The following is a 17583-nucleotide window of genomic DNA, read 5'->3' on the forward strand; positions in this document are numbered from 1 at the left end:
CGCACCATGCCCACGAACCGACAACAACTGCTCGACAACCGTCCCGACGGCGAGGCGGTTGCGAGCAACTTCAAATTGGTGACCACCGAGACGCCGCCGTTGAAGGACAACGAGGTGCTGGTGCGCCACCACTTCATGAGCCTCGACCCGTACATGCGCGGTCGGATGAACGACTCGAAAAGCTATGCGGCGCCGCAACCGGTCGGTCAGATAATGCAGGGCGGGACAGTTGGCGAGATCGTGGAGAGCAGGCATCCCAAATACGCTGTCGGCGAGCAGGTCGTCGGTTTCGGCGGCTGGCAGGAATACAGCGTGGTCGACGCGTCGCAGCCCGGCGCGCTGCGCAGGGTCGACACGACGCATGTGCCGCTGTCGCACTACCTCGGCGCGGTCGGCATGCCGGGTGTCACGGCCTGGTACGGATTGGTGAAGATCATCGCGCCGAAGGCCGGCGACACGGTGGTGGTGTCGGCTGCGAGCGGCGCTGTCGGCAGCGCGTTCGGTGCGCTGGCCAAGGCGCGCGGCTGCCGCACGGTCGGCATCGCCGGCGGTCCCGACAAGTGCCGCTATCTCACCGAAGAACTCGGCTTCGATGTCGCGGTCGACTACAAACTGCATCCCGACGTCAAGAGCATGAGCCAGGCATTGAAGGAAGCGTGCCCGGATGGCATCGACGGCTACTTCGAGAACGTCGGCGGCTACATCTTCGACGCCGTGCTGTTGCGTACCAACGCCTTCGCCCGCGTCGCGCTGTGCGGAATGATCGCCGGCTACGACGGCAAGCCTCTGCCGATGACCAACCCGGCGCTGATCCTCGTCAACCGGCTCAAGATCGAAGGCTTCATCGTCAGCGAACACATGGAAGTCTGGCCGGAGGCGCTGAAGGAACTGGCCGGGCTGGTTGCCAGCGGCAAGCTGCGGCCGCGCGAATCGGTGGCGGTCGGCATCGAATCGGCGCCGGAGGCCTTCCTCGGGCTGCTCAAGGGCCGGAATTTCGGCAAGCAGATCGTCAAGCTCGTCTGAACGAACGCAAGGAGAAGCAATGTCCGACCTGATCCTCCACAATTATTCGCGCTCGCCGTTCTCGGAAAAAGTCCGGTTGCTGCTGGGCCACAAGAAGCTGGCGTGGAAGTCGGTTTCGATCCCGGCCATCATGCCGAAGCCCGACCTCGAGGCGCTGACCGGTGGCTACCGTCGCACGCCCGTGCTGCAGATCGGCAACGATATCTACTGCGACACGGCGCTGATCGCCGACGTGCTCGAACACATCGCGCCGATGCCGACCGCCTACCCGGAGCCTGAGAAGGGCATGTCGCGCATCCTCGCGCAGTGGGCCGACAGCACGCTGTTCTGGGCCGCGATGGCCTACAACCTGCAACCGAAAGGCGCGGCGGAAGTTTTCTCCGGCATGCCGCCGGAAGCGGCAAAGGCTTTCGGCGAAGACCGCGGAAAGATGAGCGCCAGCGGCATGACGCGGCTGCGGCCGGCCGATGCGGCGGGCGCGTACAAGTCGTACCTGCGCCGGCTCTCGGACATGCTCGACGACAAGCCCTTTTTGCTCGGCGAAGTGCCGTGCATCGCGGACTTTTCCGCCTACCACCCGCTCTGGTACACCCGCCGGATCGATGCGGTCAAGGACATACTGGAACTGACGCCGGCCGTCATCGACTGGATGGACCGCATGGCTGACATCGGCCATGGCGCGTCGACGCCGATGACAGCGGAGGAAGCGCTTGCAGTTTCCAAGGCAGCAACACCGGCAGCATCTCGCCCGCTGCTGAGCGACAGCACGTTTCAGGACGACCACGGTATCCCGCGTGGCAGCCAGGTTTCGATCCGCGCCGAGACTTTCGGGCTCGAGGAAACCGTCGGCGAGCTGGTTGCCGCCAGCCGCATGCACTACACGTTGCGCCGTACGGACGAGCGCGCCGGTACGGTCCATGTGCATTTCCCGCGCATCGGCTACGTGTTGAAACTGGCGGAAACGGGCGCGCCATGATTGCGGATTTCAACGGCAAGACGGCGGTGCTGACCGGCGCCGGTTCCGGTTTCGGACTCGAATGCGCACGCATAGGCGCGGCGCGCGGAATGAATCTGGTGCTGGTCGACGTGCAGCAGGACGCGCTCGAAGCGGCTCGGTCCGAGATGGAGGCGATGGGCGTTTCGGTTCTCGCTCGCAAGGTCGATGTTGCGGACGCCGCGCAGATGGAAGCGCTGGCGCTGGAGGTGAAAGCACGTTTCGGCGCGCCGCATTTCGTCTTCAACAACGCGGGCGTCGGCGCCGGTGGACTGGTCTGGGAGAACAGCGCGGCCGACTGGGACTGGGTTCTCGGCGTCGACCTGATGGGCGTGGTCCACGGCGTGCGCCTGTTCGTGCCGATGATGCTCGAAGCCGCCGCGCAAGACCCGTCATGGCGCGGACATGTCGTCAACACCGCAAGCATGGCCGGTCTGCTGACGCCGCCGAACATGGGCATCTACAACGCGGCCAAGGCGGCGGTCGTGAGCCTCACCGAAACGCTGTACCAAGATCTGGCGCTCGTTACCGACCAGATCGGTGCGAGTCTGCTGTGCCCGTATTTCGTACCGACCGGCATCACGACCAGCGATCGCAACCGGCCCGGTGTGTTGCCCGCCGGCGAGGAAACGAAGAGCCAGCTGATCGGCCGCGCGATGATCGCCAAGGCGGTGGGAAGCGGAAAGGTGAGTGCGGCCGACGTGGCGGCGAAAGTATTCGACGCGATCGAAACGAATCAGTTCTATGTGTTCAGCCATCCGAAGGCGCTGGGCAATGTGAAGAGCCGGATGGAACACATCGTCTCGGGGACGAATCCGGCGGATCCGTTTCTTGAGCGGCCTGACATCGGGGTGCAGTTGCGGGCGCAGTTGAGAAATTGAGAGTTTGAGAGATCGAGTCTGCGGGGCTGTCGGGGCAATCCTGGAAGTTGATTTTCCGCGGGTGTTTTTGAGATTATTCCGACGCTCGACTCCTTGTGCGCCGAAGTGAGAATGCGCGATTAGACAATAGCGACTGTGCTTGTCTAATCCACAAGGAATCAATATGAGCTTATCGATCGGGCAACCTTCAGGCGCGCGTGCAACGTCCGGCGCGGAATTCAGAAATCCCGAAATCGGAAATCTTGCGGCAGGATTGAATCAGCGACGCTCGGACAATCAGGAGGGAGCGGCAGTACTGAAGGATGCGTTGCAATCATTCAAGAGCGGTCAGATCGACGGCAAGGAATTGCTTGAAACATACGACTCGCTCAAGGCAAGCGGCGTCAAGGGCCCTGCGATGGAGGAAATGGAAAAGCTCTTCCATAAGGACAGCGATGCGAGAAAATTCATCAATGAAGCAGATGGTCCTAATATGGGAATGAATAAAGAATTAAGAGCAATGAGAGTCGCAAGTTGGGCAAACGACGCCCTTAACAAAATGCCGGAAACGCCAAACATGAGCACGCAAGCAAAGTCCGTCGGCGACACGTCAGCGTCTGCATCGAAGGGTTTCGAGTTCTGAGTGCTGTAGCCGACCGATAGCGCACAGCCAGCATCGAGCTCCCGCGCCGCGCCTACAGCCGCCCATCGCGGGCATGGCGACAATAGGTGCAATGATCTCTTTTCAATTTTTCAAGGTCGCTTCCGTTTCGGGCCTTCTGCCGACGACCTGACATGGCGTCCGGCACCGCATCTTCCGCCGTGAATCTGGAGCCTGCTGGCGCGCGCGCTCCGGTCGACGGCCTGCCGCTGCCACAGCGTTACAGGGCGATGCTGGTGATGATCCTCGGGATCGGTGTTGCCGTGCTGGACGGCACCATCGTCAACCTCGCGCTGCCTGGGATCGCGCGCGAACTCAGCGCCAGCCCGGCGCAGGCGATCTGGGTCGTGAATGCCTACCAGATCGCCATCCTGGTTCTGCTGCTTCCGTTGGCTTCGCTGGGAGATCGCATCGGATACCGTCGCGTCTATCTCATCGGCATGTCGGTCTTTGCGCTTGCGTCCCTCACCGCCACGCTGTCCAACTCGCTCGGCACGCTAATCGCCGCTCGCGCGCTCCAAGGCCTGGGCGCGGCCGGGATCATGAGCGTCAACGCGGCGATCGTGCGGCTGATCTATCCGTCCGCCAGTCTCGGTCGCGGCATGGCGATCAATTCGATGGTGGTCGCAACGGCCTCCGTCGCCGGGCCTTCCGTGGCCGCTGCGATTCTTTCGGTGGCGTCGTGGCCGTGGCTCTTCGCCTTCAATGTGCCGTTGGGAATCGCCGTGGTGCTGCTCGGCCGCAAGGCTTTGCCGTTCAATGCGCTGGCAGTGGCCGGTGGGGCTCGCTTCACCTGGGTCGACGTGCTGCTCAACATCCTGATGTTCGCGCTGATCTTTCTCGGCGCCGACGGGCTTGGGGTTCGCGCATCGGCGGTGCCCGGCGCAACGCCGCCGGTGTCGACCACAGGCGCGTTAGGGATGCTTGCAGCCGGCGGTGCCATCGGCTTCGTCTACCTGCGCCGGCAGCGATCGTTCGCGGTGCCTCTGTTTCCGATCGACCTGATGCGCATACCGGTCTTTGCCCTTTCCATGGGTACGTCGGTAGCTGCTTTTGCTGCGCAAATGCTGTCTTACATCGCACTTCCGTTCCTGCTTCTGGACGTCTACGGGCGCACGCATCTCCAGGCCGGTCTGCTGATCACCGCCTGGCCGCTGGCGATCATCGTGATGGCGCCGATCGCCGGCAGGCTGATCGGGCGGTATCCGGACGGCCTTCTGGGAGGCATCGGCCTCGGCCTGCTGGCGACCGGCCTCGCGCTGCTGGCCGCACTGCCGGCCGAGCCGTCCAACTTCGACATCGCATGGCGGATGGCACTGTGCGGCGCCGGTTTTGGGCTGTTCCAGTCGCCCAACAACCACACGATCGTGACCGCGCCGCCAAAGCACCGCAGCGGCGCAGCAAGCGGCATGCTGGGCACGGCGCGGCTCACCGGCCAGACGCTGGGCGCCGTGGTCGTAGCGGCGGTTTTCAGCGTGTGGAGCCCGCAGCACGGCCTCGGACCGTTGATCGCGCTGGTGCTCGCAGCCGGATTCGCGGCTGTTGCAGGCGTCTTCAGCTGCCTGCGTCTGCGGACGGTGGGCGAATGAAGCCGGATAGCGAACTCGTCGTCTGCGAGGGCTGCGATGCGGTGTATGCGCGCGCGCCGTTGCGTCGTCGCGAGGTGGCGAGTTGCCCGCGTTGCGGCACCGAACTCGATCGCCATTCCGGCACGCAGCAGAGCCGGCTGCTGCCGCTGACGGTTGCCGGATTGATCATGTTCGCGATCGCCAATCTTTTTCCAATTGTCGAGATCGAATTGCGCGGCCTGCACAGCCAGACCACGCTGGCCGGCGCCATCGTCACGCTGACCGGCGAGAACATGTCTCTGGTGGCGCTGCTGGTGCTCGTGACCACGCTGCTGTTTCCGCTGCTTCAGCTGCTTTTCCTGCTGTGGCTGCTGGTTCCGTTGCAGCGCCACCGGCGCGTCAAGGGGTTCGCGTGGATGGTGCGCGCCATGCAATCGCTACGCCCCTGGGGCATGGTGGAAGTCTTTCTGCTCGGCGTGCTGGTTGCGCTGGTGAAACTGTCGGGCCTCGCGACGGTGATTCCCGGGCCGGCACTCTGGGCTTTCATGGCCCTGACCGTGCTGCTGACCGCCATTCTGGCTTTCGATCCGCGCGGCTTCTGGGAGATGCTCGACGACGCGCAGAAAGACGAGGTCGGCGTCGAGGTAGCCGAAGAGATCGCCGCCGGAGATCGGGTTTCGTGACGGTCGCGCGCGCCATCGATCTGGGCCTGATCGGCTGCCGGCACTGCGGCACGGTTTGGAAAGGTGCCGCCGACGGAGAAGCCTGCGGCCGTTGCGGCACGCGCCTGCACATCCGGAAGCCCGACAGCCTGAACCGCACCTGGGCGTTCCTGATCTCTGCCTGCCTGATGTACATACCGGCCAACATGCTGCCGGTGATGATCACGCGTTCGCTGCTTGGAACTTCGAACGACACCATTCTCAGCGGCATCATCTTCTTCTGGGTCAGCGGCTCCTATGGGCTCGCGGCGATCATCTTCGTCGCGAGTTTTCTGGTGCCGCTGTTCAAGCTGGCGGCACTGTTCGTGCTTGTCGTCAGCGCCCAGCGGCGCAGCAACTGGCGGCGCGAGGAGCGAGCGAAGCTCTATCACCTGATCGAGCTGATCGGCCGCTGGTCGATGCTCGACGTCTTCGTGGTGGCGCTGCTGGCCGGGCTCGTGCGGATCCAGGGATTCGCCGAAATCACAGCCGGTGTCGGCATCGCGGCCTTCGGTGCGGTCGTCGTGCTCACGATGCTCGCATCGCTGAGCTTCGACCCCAAGCTGACCTGGGACGGCCATCCCGACGACGAGATTGAAGAGTCCGAGAACATCGACGACATGACCAAAACATCCCAATGAGCAGCAGCAGCGAAAACAACCCAGAGAATCAGCCGGATGCGTCTGCGTCTGCGCTGCCGCCGCCTGCAGTGCCGCCGCGCCCCAAGGTCGTGCGGAGGCGCAACTGGCTGCCGTCGCTGATCTGGCTGATCCCGGTTGTCGCGGCGCTGGTCGGCTTCACGCTCGTCGCCCGCATTCTGCTGTCCAAAGGGCCGGAGATCGAGCTGACCTTCAAGACGGCGGAAGGCCTTGAAGCGAACAAGACGGCGGTGAAGTACAAGGATGTGCAGATCGGCATCGTCGAGAAGATCCGCCTGGCGCGCGACCGTTCGCATGTTGCCGTCACGGTGCAGCTCAACAAGGATGCTGACGCCTTCATCGCTCAGGACACGCGTTACTGGGTGGTCCGCCCGCGGCTGGACACATCGGGGATTTCGGGGCTTGGTACCCTGCTTTCCGGCGCCTACATCGGCGCCGATGCCGGTGTTTCCGACGAAAGCGCCAAGGAGTTCACCGGCCTCGAAACGCCACCCATCGTGACCCGCGATGCATCGGGCCAGCAGTACCTGCTGCGCGCCAACGACATCGGCTCGCTCGATGTTGGCTCGCCGGTGTATTACCGACGCATCAAGGTCGGGCAGGTTGCGGCTTTCGAGCTGGACCCGGACGGTCGTGGCGTCACGCTGCGTATCTTCGTCAATGCGCCCTACGAGAAGTTCGTCGGCGCCAACACCCGTTTCTGGCATGCCAGCGGGCTCGACATGCAGATCAACGCCAGCGGTCTGACGTTACGCACGCAGTCGCTTGCCACCATCCTGCTCGGCGGCATCGCCTTTCGCGCACCCGAAGACACACCCGGACCGTTCGCGCAGGAGAACACGGCGTTCGCGCTGGCCGAAGACGAATCCGCCGCAATGAAGGTGCCGGACGGCCCGGCCGAAACCGTGCTGATGTACTTCAACCAGTCGTTGCGCGGTCTGTCGCCCGGTGCGCCGGTCGATTTCCGCGGCGTCGTGATCGGCGAGGTCAAGTCGATCGGCGTGCAGTTCGACCGCGACGAGCGCGAATTCCGCATGCCGGTGCTGGTCCAGATCTATCCCGATCGTCTGCGGCGTCCGGTCGCGGGCGTAGTCGGGCAACCCGCCAGGCCGCAGGAAACCGATGCGCAGCGCCGGCAAAGGCTTAACTTCCTGATTGCCAAGGGGCTGCGCGCTCAGTTGCGCACCGGCAATCTGCTGACCGGCCAGGTCTACGTGGCGCTCGACTTCTTCCCCAAGGCGCCGGTCGTGAAGATCGATGCGTCGAAGACGCCGTCCGAACTGCCAACGATGCAGAACAGCCTCGACGAGCTGCAGTCGCAGGTGCAGGAAATCGTCGGCAAGGTCAACAAGGTGCCGTTCGAGGAGATCGGCAAGGACGTGCGCACCTCGCTGGCGACGCTCGACAAGACGCTGAAGGGCGCCGAGCAACTCACGCGCACGCTGAACAACGACGTGTCTCCGGAGATCACCGCAGCCATGAAGGACGCGCGCAAGACCATCAGCAGCGCCGAGCGCACGCTGGCGGAAGATTCGCCGTTGCAGACCGACATGCGCCAGATGCTGCAGGAACTGACCCGCGCCGCCGGATCGGTCCGCGTACTGACCGATTACCTCGAGCGCCATCCCGAATCGCTGCTGCGCGGCAAACCGGACGACAAGAAATGAAGCCGTTTTCGAAGATCTTTTCTGGCTTGGCCGCATGTGCCGCTGCCTTGCTGGTTGCCGGCTGCGCGAGTCCGCCGGACCGCTACTTCACGCTGGCCGCCCCTGCCGATTCGCGAGTCGTGCCTGCGAACGCCTCTGCCGTGCCGATGTTCATCGAGCTCGCTCCGGTTGCGATGGCGGAACGTCTCGCGCGTCCGCAGATGCTTGTGCGCAAGGCGCCCGCAAGCGGAAGGGCCAGTGCGGAAGTCGAGCTGCTGGAGCAGCACCGCTGGGCGTCGTCGTTCGAGAACGAGATGCGCGACGCGCTGGCCAGCGGCATCGCATCGCGACTCGGCGCTGTCGATCTGACAAAAGGCGGACGGCAACCCGCGCAGCCGGCCTGGCGGATTGCAGTGCAGTTGCAGAACTTCGACGCCGTCGAGAACAGCCGCGTCGATGCGGCTTTCAGCTGGACCGTGCGCCGCTCGGACGGCGAGCGCAGCACGACCTGCCAGTGGACGGGCAGCGAGCCGGTCGGCGGCGGCATCGACGCGTTGGCGCAAGGCGCTCAGCGGGTGACCGCGAAGGCTGCGGATGCGATCGCGCGACACGTCGGCAATCTGACGCGGACTTCGGCGCCGGGCACGGCGGTCGGTTGCGGCTGAGCGGTTGTCACTTTCAGAGGTGACGACTTGGACCGTATGGTGCGATGGCAGCGCGATACCTAACCCGGGCCGGATGGGGCTCGGCGCCGTCGTCGTAGCGCCGGATGGCAGCCGATTTGAGTTGTCGCAATCGCCGCAAGGTGCCGGGTGCAACAACGAGGCCGAGCTTCGGGCTGTGACTTTGGCACTGGAGCAGCTGAAGACTCTGGGTGCAACAGCCGCCAGGGTCTACAGCGACAACAGCATCGTGGTGGGTCAGCTTGGCGGCGGCACTGGCCCGGCCGCCGAACCCATCGCACGGTTGGCCGTCATGTTCGACGCCGCACGTGACCTCGTTGCGACGTTCGAATCGATCGAAATGGTCTGGATACCGCGCTCACGCAACGCCGAGGCCGATGCACTGGCCCGTGCTGCTTTGGGTGTGGGGCCAAAGCAGCGCAAGGCGAAGCACGTGCGACGGTGAGCTCTGCTTCGATCGACTATCCACCCAACCCCACATAAACATTCTGCACATCGTCGTTCGCATCGATCGCAGCCAGGAACGTCTCCACCTCTTCCAGATCCTCCGCGCTCAGGCTGGCCGGATCGACCGGGTTCTTCGCCTTGTAGCCCAGCTTCGCCGCGATCACCGTGAAACCTTGCGCGGGCAGGGCGCGGCTGACGATGTCGAGATCTGTCGGATCGGTCAGGAACAGCGTGTGACCGTCTTCGGAGCCGGGCTCGAAGTCTTGCGCGCCGGCCTCGATGGCTGCGACTTCCGCATCGGCATCCGGCTTCGACGGCTCGGCTTCGATCATGCCGAGATGGTCGAAATCCCAGGCGACCGAGCCGGACGTGCCGAGCTGGCCCTTGCGAAACAGCACACGCATTTCAGGCGCTGTGCGATTCACGTTGTCCGTCAGGCATTCGACCATCAGCGGAACGCGGTGGGGCGCGAAGCCTTCGTAGATCACGTGCTCGAAATGAACCGCCTCGCCGGTGAGGCCCGCGCCTTTCTTGATGGCGCGCTCCAGCGTTTCCTTCGGCATCGACACCTTGCGCGCCTGCTCGGCGACCAGCCGCAGCCGCGAGTTGAGCGCCGGATCGGCACCGCCGCGTGCGGCGATCATGATTTCCTTGGCCAGTTTGCCGAACAAGCGACCCTTGGCATTCGCGGCCAGGTCCTTGTGTTTTGCTTTCCATTGCGCGCCCATGTCTGGCTCCTTGTTGTTCAGGCGCCCGAATGCGCCTCGACCCTGATTTTCGTCTCTGCGGACAATGCCTAGATCAGCCGCCTGATCGCCTTCTTCCGCCAGACCAGCCGGTAGTACGCGCTCTGCAGCGCGAACATCGCCAGGAAAGTCACCGGGTACGCGACCCACACACCGTTCAGGCCGATACGGTGGCTCATCACCCAGGCTACCGGCACTTCGATCAGCACGATGCAGGCGATGGAAATGCAGGTCGGCACCAGCACGGATCCGCTCGCCCGCATGATCCCCGACAGCACCGACGCCATGCCGAATACCACCGTGCTCCACAGCATGATGTGCAGCAGCGACTGCGCGACGTCGATCACCGGCTCGCTGGTGATGAACGCGCCCATGATGTGGCGCGAGAAAAGGTAGCCGAGCAGCACCAGCGTGCCGGTTAGCGCCAGGTTCATCAGCAGGCCCGTCCGGGCGATGATGCCCAGTTCGTCGACCCGTCCGGCGCCGATGGCCTGCGCGCCGAGGATCGAGGCCGTGATCGCGATCGAGATGGCCGGAAACTGCACGTACGCGACGACCTGGTTCACGGCACCGTAAGCCGCTGTGGCGTCGGAGCCGTAGCCGTTGACCACCGACAGCAGCGCGATTTCCGCGACCGAGATCACGATCATCTGCACGCCCGTCGGCACGCCGACCTTCAGGACCGTCAGCAGGATCTTCGGATCGACGCGAAGGCTGCGAGCGAATTCCGCGTCGGGCGCCAGCGCACTTTTCTTGCTGCGCAGCCGGAGAGCCAGCCAGACCGTCGCCACGATGAAGGAGACCACCGTCGCAGCAGCGCCGCTGGCGACGCCCAGCATCGGCAATCCGCCCCAGCCGCGGATCAGCGCCGGCGTGAGCAACAGGCCGATGCAGGTCGAAATGCCGAGCGTGAAAAGCGGCGTGACAGTGTCCCCAATGCCGCGCAGCATCGCGGTCGACAGCAGGAAGACGAACAGACCCGGCATGGCGATCAGCATGATCCGCGCATAGCGGGTCGCGTCGTCCAGGATGTCGGGCGGGGTACCGAGTGCGGCAAGCAGCGGCGTGGTGAAGGTTCCGCCGAAGACCGCGACCAGCAGACCGAAGATCACGCCGACCGTCAGCGTGGTGCCGGCGACCGCCTTGACCTTGGCCGTGTCACGCGCGCCCCAGGCCTGGCCGATGAGCACCGAGGCGCCCGCGCCGAGCCCGATCGTGAAGGCGATGAAGAAGAACATCACCGGAAAGAAGCTCGACACGGCAGCCAGCGCGCCGACCCCCAGCATCTGCCCGACGTAGACGTTGTTCAGCGTGCCGGAGAGCGACTGCAGGATGTTGCTGAGCAACATCGGCGCGAGGAACAGGAGAAACGTTTTCCAGATATCAGAACTCCGTATGCAGACGCACCGATCCGACATGGACAGGACCGCGGTCGGCGTTGTAAGCCGGATTGCGGATGTATTGCCAGTCGAAGGTTATCCAGGTCCCCCTGGTCACGTTGATGTTGTAGAACGCCTCGACGATGCCTTCCTGCCGGTAGCGAAGACGTCCGTCGCCGATGAAGAAGGCGATGCCGCCAGCGGCCAGATAGTCGCGCTGGGCCTTGGAGATGGCGTTCTGAGCCAGCGCGAGGCCGACGGTGTCCTGAGCGCGATTCCATGCCGAACCCTTGACGGTCACGCCGCCCGAGACGGAGCGGTCGATATCGGTGAACGCATAGGTTTCGGTCTTGCCGTCGGCCCAGCTGGCACGGGCGAACAGGCCGACGTCGTCGTTCACGGCCTGTTCGATATTCATGCCGAAGCCGCGCTTCATCTGCGCGCCGTAGCGTGCGGCGTTGATGTCCGGCACGGTACCGGTCTGCTGGGCGAGCGCGTTGGCGTCGGCATAGCGCGTCATTCGCGCGCGATTGTTGAAGGCCAGAAGCCGCACCTTGCCTGGCTGGCCGGCGATGTCGTGACCGCGCTCGATTTCGATCTGGTCGCCGTAGTGCTTGAAGGGATTGTTGTCGAGCTTCTGGCCGTTCGGATCGATCGGCTGTATGAATCGCCCGCCGCGCACCGCCCATTCGTCGTGGTACCACTCCAGTGCCACGCCCCAGGAATAGCCGCGCGCGTCGGCCGCATAGTCGAAGGCGCCGTGCGTCATCACCGACCAGTTGAGGAACTGCGTGCGTGGGTCGTGGCTGTAGGCGTTGCCGTCGAACAGGTCGAGCACCGACAGATTGCCGGCGGTCAGCACCCAGCGGCGGCTGTCGTGCGTGCCCGCGAGCTGATTGGCACCGGATTCGACCGGCGTCTGCTCGCCGCCGCCGTCCCAGGTCTGGCGCAGGAAGAAACGAGCGCGGTAAATGCGCAGATTCGGGCCGGAGGAGCGCGCCATTTCGCCGTTGGTGAAGCCGCCGAAGCCGGTCAGGTTGGAAAGCGGAACGCCTTGCGCGCCTTCGGCGTTGAAGTACAGCTCGCCGCCGCGCCACAGTCGCGCACCGAAAAATGCGGTGGCGGTGAACGAGTAGCTGCGCTCACGGTCGGTCGTCAGGCTGTTCGGACCCGAGTACGCGGCTGCGAAAGACGGCTTGCGCTGCCAGACATAGGTGGCCTGGAGATGGGCGTTCCAGTTTTCGGCTTCGGGGACGGCCGTCGTTTCGGGAGTTTCGGCTGCAGTGGAGGTGCCGGGCAGAAGTGCTGTGGAAATTGCAGCGAAGGCGGGGATGATAAGAAGTAGGGAGCGGAAATCGAGGCGCATGTGCGGCAGTCCTTGGAGCCAGGCAGGGACGTGGACGTTAGTTGTGGAATATTAAGAATTGAATACACGGCGGAATGCCTGCATGACACCCAGCCGGAAAGCACGCCAGCGACGGCGCGTGCCAGCCTTGAGCGCACGCACTGTGCGCCACGGCGCGCTCATGCGCACGCGGTCAAGTACTTGGTCCTTCCAGCCGGTCCAGCGCGGATACCAGCGCCCGAACCAGCCGATGGTCAACAGCGTCGGCTTCACCAGCTGGAAAAGCCGCGCCAGGATGGCGGTTCCGACCAGCTTTGCGCCTGCGAGCAGCGCGAAACCGCTTGCATAGTGGCTGCGGCCGAACAGGAAAAGCGCCGCCAGCTTGATGGGGAACAGCATCACCACCGGCAGGAAGAAAACCATGACGGCGCCCCAGGGCGGCAGGTTCCTCACCCGGTCTTCCAGACGCGCCCACAAAGGCAGGCGCGCGAGCTTCGAAACCTGGGCTGCCAGCGGCTCCCAGCCCCATTCCTCGAACAGCAGCACCGGCACCATCAGGATCGTGGCCAGTGCGCGGAGCAGTTTTCGGAGGGTGGACATACGCCCGGGATTGTGACGTGAGCGCCGGAGACGCTATGGCAAACTTGTCTGCTTTATCTCGCAGGCCGGCGGCGCCTGCCAGGAACGTTCCAGAAATGCAAAAAATCATCCGCCAGCTCGCCGAGGAAATCAGGGTCGGCGAGCACCAGGTGAAATCCGCCATCGAGCTTCTCGACAGCGGCGCCACGGTTCCCTTCATCGCCCGTTATCGCAAGGAGGCGACCGACGGCCTCGACGACATCCAGCTGCGCGAACTCGAAGCGCGTCTTTCCTACCTTCGCGAACTCGAAGACCGTCGCACCGCCGTGATGAAAAGCATCGACGAACAGGGCAAGCTGACCGACGCGCTGCGCATCGCCATCGCCACGGTCGGCACCAAGCAGGAGCTGGAAGACATCTACCTGCCGTTCAAGCAGAAGCGCCGCACCAAAGGCCAGATCGCGCGTGAATCCGGCATCGAGCCGCTGGCCGACATGCTATTCGCCGATCCGACGCGCGATCCGGCGGTCGAAGCGAAGGCCTTCATCAAGCCAGCCGAAACGCTTGACGATGGCAAGCCGGGCCCGGATTTCTCCACCGTTCCGGCCGTGCTCGACGGTGTCCGCGACATCCTCGCCGAGCGCTGGGCCGAAGACGCGACGCTGGTGCAGCGCCTGCGCGAATGGCTCTGGGCCGAGGGATTGTTCAAGTCAACGCTGATGTCGGGCAAGGACGAGAACAATGCCGACATCGCCAAGTTCCGCGACTACTTCGCCTACGACGAGCCGATCGGCCGCGTGCCGTCGCACCGCGCGCTGGCCGTGTTCCGCGGGCGCGGGCTCGACATCCTCGATGCGAAGCTGGTGCTGCCGGTCGAGCCGGAACCCGGCAAGCCGTCGATCGCCGAAGGCCGGATCGCGATCCATCTCGGCTGGATCCATTCGGGCCGTCCGTCGGACGATCTGCTGCGCAAGTGCGTGGCCTGGACCTGGCGTGTGAAGCTGTCGCTTTCGACGGAGCGCGACCTGTTCACCCGGCTGCGCGAAGACGCCGAGAAGACCGCGATCAAGGTCTTCGCGGACAACCTGCGCGACCTGTTGCTCGCCGCACCTGCCGGCCCGCGCGTCGTGCTGGGGCTCGACCCCGGCATTCGTACCGGCGTGAAGGTCGCGGTGGTCGATGCCACGGGAAAGCTGGTTGAGACCGCGACCGTGTTCCCGCATGAACCGCGCAAGGATTGGGAAGGTTCGCTGCACACGCTCGGCAAGCTCTGCACCAGGCACGGCGTGAACCTGATCGCGATCGGCAACGGCACGGCGAGCCGGGAAACGGACAAGCTGGCGGCGGATCTGATCAAGCTGCTTGCGAAGATGGCCGATCAGGCCGGCTCGCCGGCTGTGGCCATCGAAAAGGTCGTCGTCAGCGAAGCCGGCGCCTCTGTCTACTCGGCCAGCGAGTTCGCGTCGCAGGAAATGCCCGACGTCGACGTCAGCCTGCGTGGCGCGGCCAGCATCGCGCGGCGTCTGCAGGATCCGCTGGCGGAGCTGGTGAAGATCGATCCGAAATCGATCGGCGTCGGCCAGTATCAGCACGACGTGAACCAGAGCGAACTCGCGCGCACGCTGCATGCGGTGGTCGAAGACTGCGTGAATTCGGTCGGCGTCGACCTGAACACGGCCAGCGTGCCGCTGCTGTCGCGCGTTTCGGGGCTGTCGGCGAGCGTGGCGAAAGCGGTGGTGCGTTGGCGCGAAGCGAATGGCGCGTTTTCCACGCGCAAGCAGCTGCTCGAAGTCACCGGTTTTGGGCCGAAGGCTTTCGAGCAAAGCGCTGGCTTCCTGCGGGTGCGCGATGGCAGCAACCCTCTGGACATTACCGGCGTGCATCCGGAAACCTATCCGTTGGTCGAGCAGATCATGCTGAAGACCGGCAGGCCGATTACCGAGCTGATGGGCCGCGCGGACATGCTCAAGACGCTCAGGCCAGAGCTCTTCGCCAACGAAAAATTTGGCGTCATTACCGTCAAGGACATCCTCGGCGAGCTGGAGAAACCGGGCCGCGACCCGCGCCCGGACTTCAAGGTCGCGCGCTTCAACGACGGTGTCGACGACATCAAGGATCTGGTCGAAGGCATGGTGCTGGAGGGCACGGTGAGCAACGTTGCGCAGTTCGGCGCGTTCATCGATCTGGGCGTGCATCAGGATGGGCTCGTGCATGTGAGCCAGCTGAGCCACAAATTCGTCAACGACGCGCGAGAAGTCGTGAAGACTGGCGACATCGTGAAGGTGAGGGTTGTGGAAGTCGACGTGGCGCGCAAACGGATCGCGCTGACGATGAAGCTCGACGCAGCGCCGGCCCGGCAGGGTGGGGAGCGGGGAGGGCGCGACAACCGAGACAGCGGCGACAACCGAGACAGCCGCTTCCAGGGCGCTGGACGCAGTCAGCAACAGCAACCCCGTCGCGACAGTTCGCCGCAGCCTGCGGGGCAGATGGCGAGTGCGTTCGCGAAGCTGCAGGGGCTGAAGAAGTAGCCGATACCTTCGGGACGAAGTGCCGCGGGTTTAGGAGCAATCCGACCGCAATCGGAAAGGGGGCGTCGTAAGGTCGGTTTTCCATGACCAGCTTGAGGAACCCCATGTCGATTCCCGCCACCACTCCCGGCGTCGCTGCTGCTGCAGTCGCCCGCAAAGACCATTCGCTCGGCGCTTCCGCGACCGCAAAGAACGAGCCGCTCGTCTTCTCGCGCGATGCCGATGCGCGATCCACGGCGGGTACGAGCGAGGCCGGCCAGGTCGACGGCAAGAAGCCCAGCCGTCCCTTTTTGGAGAGGGCCGTGATCGGCGACCTGCTGCGCATCATCCGCGATCTCGAAGCCGATGATGTGCCGGCGGCGAAGCAGCGACTGGAGATGATGTCGACGGCCGATCTCGACCGCTTCTTCGTGGACCGGAAGATCGACCCGGCACTGCTCGGACAACTCAAGATCGCGATCTACGGTCGCGCAGAGGCTTACTCAGCACTCAACGAGGTCTTCAGGGTGCTGGACCTGTCTGGCGCGAGCAGCCTGAGCAGCCGCCTTCGTCCCGCAGCATCCGCCTGACGGGGTACGCCGCCTGCACGGCCGCACTGAAGGATTCAGTTTCGGAGCGTTCCGACCGGGTTTTCAGGAATGCCGCAATAACCTGCTGCGTCTCCCCTTCATTCGAAAGAACCTCATGTCTGTCACGAATCTTCATTCGGCTGGCGCCGCTTCTCTCATCGGAAAACTCGCGCCACGCGACGCGGCTGCGGCAGATCCCAAAAGTCCGAAGACGATAGCGGAGCCTTTCTCGCGAGTCCGAACGGACGGCGAGCGGCTGCCGCAACTCCAGTCGGCATGCGCCAGCAACGGCGTCATTGCGAACTATTCTTTTCTCGAGAAAGCCGCTGTCGGCGATCTCATGCGGGTCGTACGAGATGTTCGACAGGGCGACCTCTCGAAAGCCAAAGACCGGCTGGACACGATGTCGCACTACGACCTTGGCCAATTCTTCAAGAAGAACAATATTCATCCGATGCTGCTTGGCGAACTCAGCAAGGCGATGGACAGTTCCAAAGACCCCAAGAAAGTGCTCGCAGAAGTGTTTGGCGTGCTCAAGAACCTTGGCGCGAGCGAACTGAGCAGCAAACTTCGCCCAAAAATCGAAGGCTGAAGTTCAGCAATCGACACCAGCGTATCGGAGGGCCGCATGCAAAGCGATTCGGAGCGTTCCGACTGAGGATTCAAAGATGCCGCCTTAACCTGCGACCTCTACCTTTTACTGAAAAAACGTCATGTCCTCCGCGCCCAACATCAATTCAGCCCATGCCTCAGCATCCATCGGTAAATCGGCAAACCTTCGCGATTCATCGGCGATGCCGAAAAAGGAGGCGCCATCTTTTTCGCGCAGCATCTCGAACGACAGCGCGTTGCAATCGCTCCTGCAGCCTGGCTCTGCAAATGCCGTGAGTCATAACTATTCGGCTCTCGAAAGAATAGCCGTCAGCGATTTGATCCGTGTCGTAAGCGAAGTCCGCAATGGCCAAATGATGAAAGCCAAAGATCATTTGGCTTCGATGTCGAAATCGGCGTTCAACGAACTTTGCAACAATAGAAACGTCCATCCATTTCTGCTTGGCGAACTGAGCACTTCCATGGACATCTCCAAAGACCCGAAGAAGGTCCTGCCCGCCGTTTTCGAGGCCCTCAAATTCGGGGGTGGTAGCAATTTGAGCAGCAGGCTGCGTCCCGCGAACAAAGCTGAAGCCTGAATCCA

The 17583-nt window shown here is 63.7% G+C and carries 18 protein-coding genes; 14 read left to right on the forward strand and 4 right to left on the reverse strand.

What is annotated here, in order from left to right; genetic code table 11:
* Nucleotides 1-6: 6 nt before the first annotated feature.
* The 10 genes from ACSFA3_RS01160 (at nt 7) to ACSFA3_RS01205 (ending at nt 9240) form a co-directional block, all read left to right on the forward strand.
* Nucleotides 7-1023, forward strand: a complete 1017-nt coding sequence (locus ACSFA3_RS01160) for an NADP-dependent oxidoreductase (protein ID WP_435503572.1) — start codon at nt 7-9, stop codon at nt 1021-1023.
* A gap of 19 nt (nt 1024-1042) precedes the next feature.
* Complete coding sequence (locus ACSFA3_RS01165) at nt 1043-1999, forward strand: glutathione S-transferase family protein (protein WP_435503573.1); 957 nt, start codon at nt 1043-1045, stop codon at nt 1997-1999.
* Complete coding sequence (locus ACSFA3_RS01170; protein WP_435503574.1) at nt 1996-2898, forward strand: SDR family oxidoreductase; 903 nt, start codon at nt 1996-1998, stop codon at nt 2896-2898. The genes ACSFA3_RS01165 and ACSFA3_RS01170 overlap by 4 nt, the downstream gene beginning before the upstream one ends.
* Before the next feature lie 163 nt (nt 2899-3061).
* Nucleotides 3062-3520, forward strand: coding sequence for a hypothetical protein (locus tag ACSFA3_RS01175; protein WP_435503575.1), 459 nt, complete (start codon nt 3062-3064; stop codon nt 3518-3520).
* Nucleotides 3521-3672: 152 nt separating this feature from the next.
* Entirely contained in the window at nt 3673-5127 is a 1455-nt protein-coding gene (locus ACSFA3_RS01180) for an MFS transporter (RefSeq protein ID WP_435503576.1), read from the forward strand.
* A complete protein-coding gene (locus ACSFA3_RS01185) occupies nt 5124-5789 on the forward strand; it encodes a paraquat-inducible protein A (RefSeq protein ID WP_435503577.1) in 666 nt (221 codons plus the stop codon). The genes ACSFA3_RS01180 and ACSFA3_RS01185 overlap by 4 nt, the downstream gene beginning before the upstream one ends.
* Nucleotides 5786-6448, forward strand: a complete 663-nt coding sequence (locus ACSFA3_RS01190; RefSeq protein WP_435503578.1) for a paraquat-inducible protein A — start codon at nt 5786-5788, stop codon at nt 6446-6448. Before ACSFA3_RS01185 ends, ACSFA3_RS01190 begins: the two co-directional genes overlap by 4 nt.
* A complete protein-coding gene (locus ACSFA3_RS01195; RefSeq protein ID WP_435503579.1) occupies nt 6445-8133 on the forward strand; it encodes a PqiB family protein in 1689 nt (562 codons plus the stop codon). Before ACSFA3_RS01190 ends, ACSFA3_RS01195 begins: the two co-directional genes overlap by 4 nt.
* Entirely contained in the window at nt 8130-8777 is a 648-nt protein-coding gene (locus ACSFA3_RS01200) for a PqiC family protein (RefSeq protein WP_435503580.1), read from the forward strand. The genes ACSFA3_RS01195 and ACSFA3_RS01200 overlap by 4 nt, the downstream gene beginning before the upstream one ends.
* Before the next feature lie 19 nt (nt 8778-8796).
* Nucleotides 8797-9240 (forward strand): ribonuclease HI family protein, encoded by a 444-nt coding sequence (locus ACSFA3_RS01205; RefSeq protein WP_435503581.1) that lies wholly within the window; start codon nt 8797-8799, stop codon nt 9238-9240.
* 16 nt (nt 9241-9256) lie between these two features.
* On the opposite strand, the gene ACSFA3_RS01210 is transcribed toward ACSFA3_RS01205, so the two are convergent.
* The 4 genes from ACSFA3_RS01210 to ACSFA3_RS01225 form a co-directional block, all read right to left on the reverse strand.
* On the reverse strand, nt 9257-9970 hold the full coding sequence (locus ACSFA3_RS01210) for a YebC/PmpR family DNA-binding transcriptional regulator (RefSeq protein ID WP_435503582.1): 714 nt from the start codon (nt 9968-9970) through the stop codon (nt 9257-9259).
* Between the two features lie 68 nt (nt 9971-10038).
* Entirely contained in the window at nt 10039-11406 is a 1368-nt protein-coding gene (locus ACSFA3_RS01215) for an MATE family efflux transporter (protein ID WP_435503583.1), read from the reverse strand.
* Nucleotides 11372-12733 (reverse strand): carbohydrate porin, encoded by a 1362-nt coding sequence (locus ACSFA3_RS01220; protein WP_435503584.1) that lies wholly within the window; start codon nt 12731-12733, stop codon nt 11372-11374. Before ACSFA3_RS01220 ends, ACSFA3_RS01215 begins: the two co-directional genes overlap by 35 nt.
* Nucleotides 12734-12784: 51 nt before the next feature.
* The gene (locus tag ACSFA3_RS01225) at nt 12785-13312 is read right to left on the reverse strand and encodes a hypothetical protein (protein WP_435503585.1); all 528 of its coding nucleotides are present in this window, start codon (nt 13310-13312) and stop codon (nt 12785-12787) included.
* A 95-nt stretch (nt 13313-13407) separates the two neighbouring features.
* On the opposite strand from ACSFA3_RS01225, the gene ACSFA3_RS01230 reads away from it, so the two are divergent.
* The 4 genes from ACSFA3_RS01230 to ACSFA3_RS01245 all read left to right on the forward strand — a co-directional run bounded on the left by ACSFA3_RS01230 (nt 13408) and on the right by ACSFA3_RS01245 (nt 17578).
* Nucleotides 13408-15819, forward strand: a complete 2412-nt coding sequence (locus ACSFA3_RS01230) for a Tex family protein (protein ID WP_435503586.1) — start codon at nt 13408-13410, stop codon at nt 15817-15819.
* 104 nt (nt 15820-15923) lie between these two features.
* Nucleotides 15924-16388, forward strand: coding sequence for a hypothetical protein (locus ACSFA3_RS01235; RefSeq protein WP_435503587.1), 465 nt, complete (start codon nt 15924-15926; stop codon nt 16386-16388).
* Between the two features lie 403 nt (nt 16389-16791).
* Nucleotides 16792-16980 (forward strand): hypothetical protein, encoded by a 189-nt coding sequence (locus tag ACSFA3_RS01240; RefSeq protein WP_435503588.1) that lies wholly within the window; start codon nt 16792-16794, stop codon nt 16978-16980.
* A gap of 121 nt (nt 16981-17101) precedes the next feature.
* Nucleotides 17102-17578, forward strand: coding sequence for a hypothetical protein (locus ACSFA3_RS01245; protein ID WP_435503589.1), 477 nt, complete (start codon nt 17102-17104; stop codon nt 17576-17578).
* The last annotated feature ends 5 nt before the right edge of the window (nt 17579-17583 follow it).

The organism is Variovorax glucosi (assembly GCF_051216695.1).
In the GTDB taxonomy this organism is placed as follows: Bacteria; Pseudomonadota; Gammaproteobacteria; order Burkholderiales; family Burkholderiaceae_C; genus Variovorax.

Coding starts and splice junctions, on each gene's coding strand:
- ACSFA3_RS01165 (WP_435503573.1), top strand. CDS start 1,043: ATGTCCGACCTGATCCTCCACAATTATTCGCGCTCGCCGTTCTCGGAA.
- ACSFA3_RS01170 (WP_435503574.1), top strand. CDS start 1,996: ATGATTGCGGATTTCAACGGCAAGACGGCGGTGCTGACCGGCGCCGGT.
- ACSFA3_RS01195 (WP_435503579.1), top strand. CDS start 6,445: ATGAGCAGCAGCAGCGAAAACAACCCAGAGAATCAGCCGGATGCGTCT.
- ACSFA3_RS01175 (WP_435503575.1), top strand. CDS start 3,062: ATGAGCTTATCGATCGGGCAACCTTCAGGCGCGCGTGCAACGTCCGGC.
- ACSFA3_RS01160 (WP_435503572.1), top strand. CDS start 7: ATGCCCACGAACCGACAACAACTGCTCGACAACCGTCCCGACGGCGAG.
- ACSFA3_RS01200 (WP_435503580.1), top strand. CDS start 8,130: ATGAAGCCGTTTTCGAAGATCTTTTCTGGCTTGGCCGCATGTGCCGCT.
- ACSFA3_RS01220 (WP_435503584.1), bottom strand. CDS start 12,733: ATGCGCCTCGATTTCCGCTCCCTACTTCTTATCATCCCCGCCTTCGCT.
- ACSFA3_RS01225 (WP_435503585.1), bottom strand. CDS start 13,312: ATGTCCACCCTCCGAAAACTGCTCCGCGCACTGGCCACGATCCTGATG.
- ACSFA3_RS01235 (WP_435503587.1), top strand. CDS start 15,924: ATGTCGATTCCCGCCACCACTCCCGGCGTCGCTGCTGCTGCAGTCGCC.
- ACSFA3_RS01245 (WP_435503589.1), top strand. CDS start 17,102: ATGTCCTCCGCGCCCAACATCAATTCAGCCCATGCCTCAGCATCCATC.
- ACSFA3_RS01180 (WP_435503576.1), top strand. CDS start 3,673: ATGGCGTCCGGCACCGCATCTTCCGCCGTGAATCTGGAGCCTGCTGGC.
- ACSFA3_RS01210 (WP_435503582.1), bottom strand. CDS start 9,970: ATGGGCGCGCAATGGAAAGCAAAACACAAGGACCTGGCCGCGAATGCC.
- ACSFA3_RS01185 (WP_435503577.1), top strand. CDS start 5,124: ATGAAGCCGGATAGCGAACTCGTCGTCTGCGAGGGCTGCGATGCGGTG.
- ACSFA3_RS01230 (WP_435503586.1), top strand. CDS start 13,408: ATGCAAAAAATCATCCGCCAGCTCGCCGAGGAAATCAGGGTCGGCGAG.
- ACSFA3_RS01215 (WP_435503583.1), bottom strand. CDS start 11,406: ATGTCGGATCGGTGCGTCTGCATACGGAGTTCTGATATCTGGAAAACG.
- ACSFA3_RS01240 (WP_435503588.1), top strand. CDS start 16,792: ATGTCGCACTACGACCTTGGCCAATTCTTCAAGAAGAACAATATTCAT.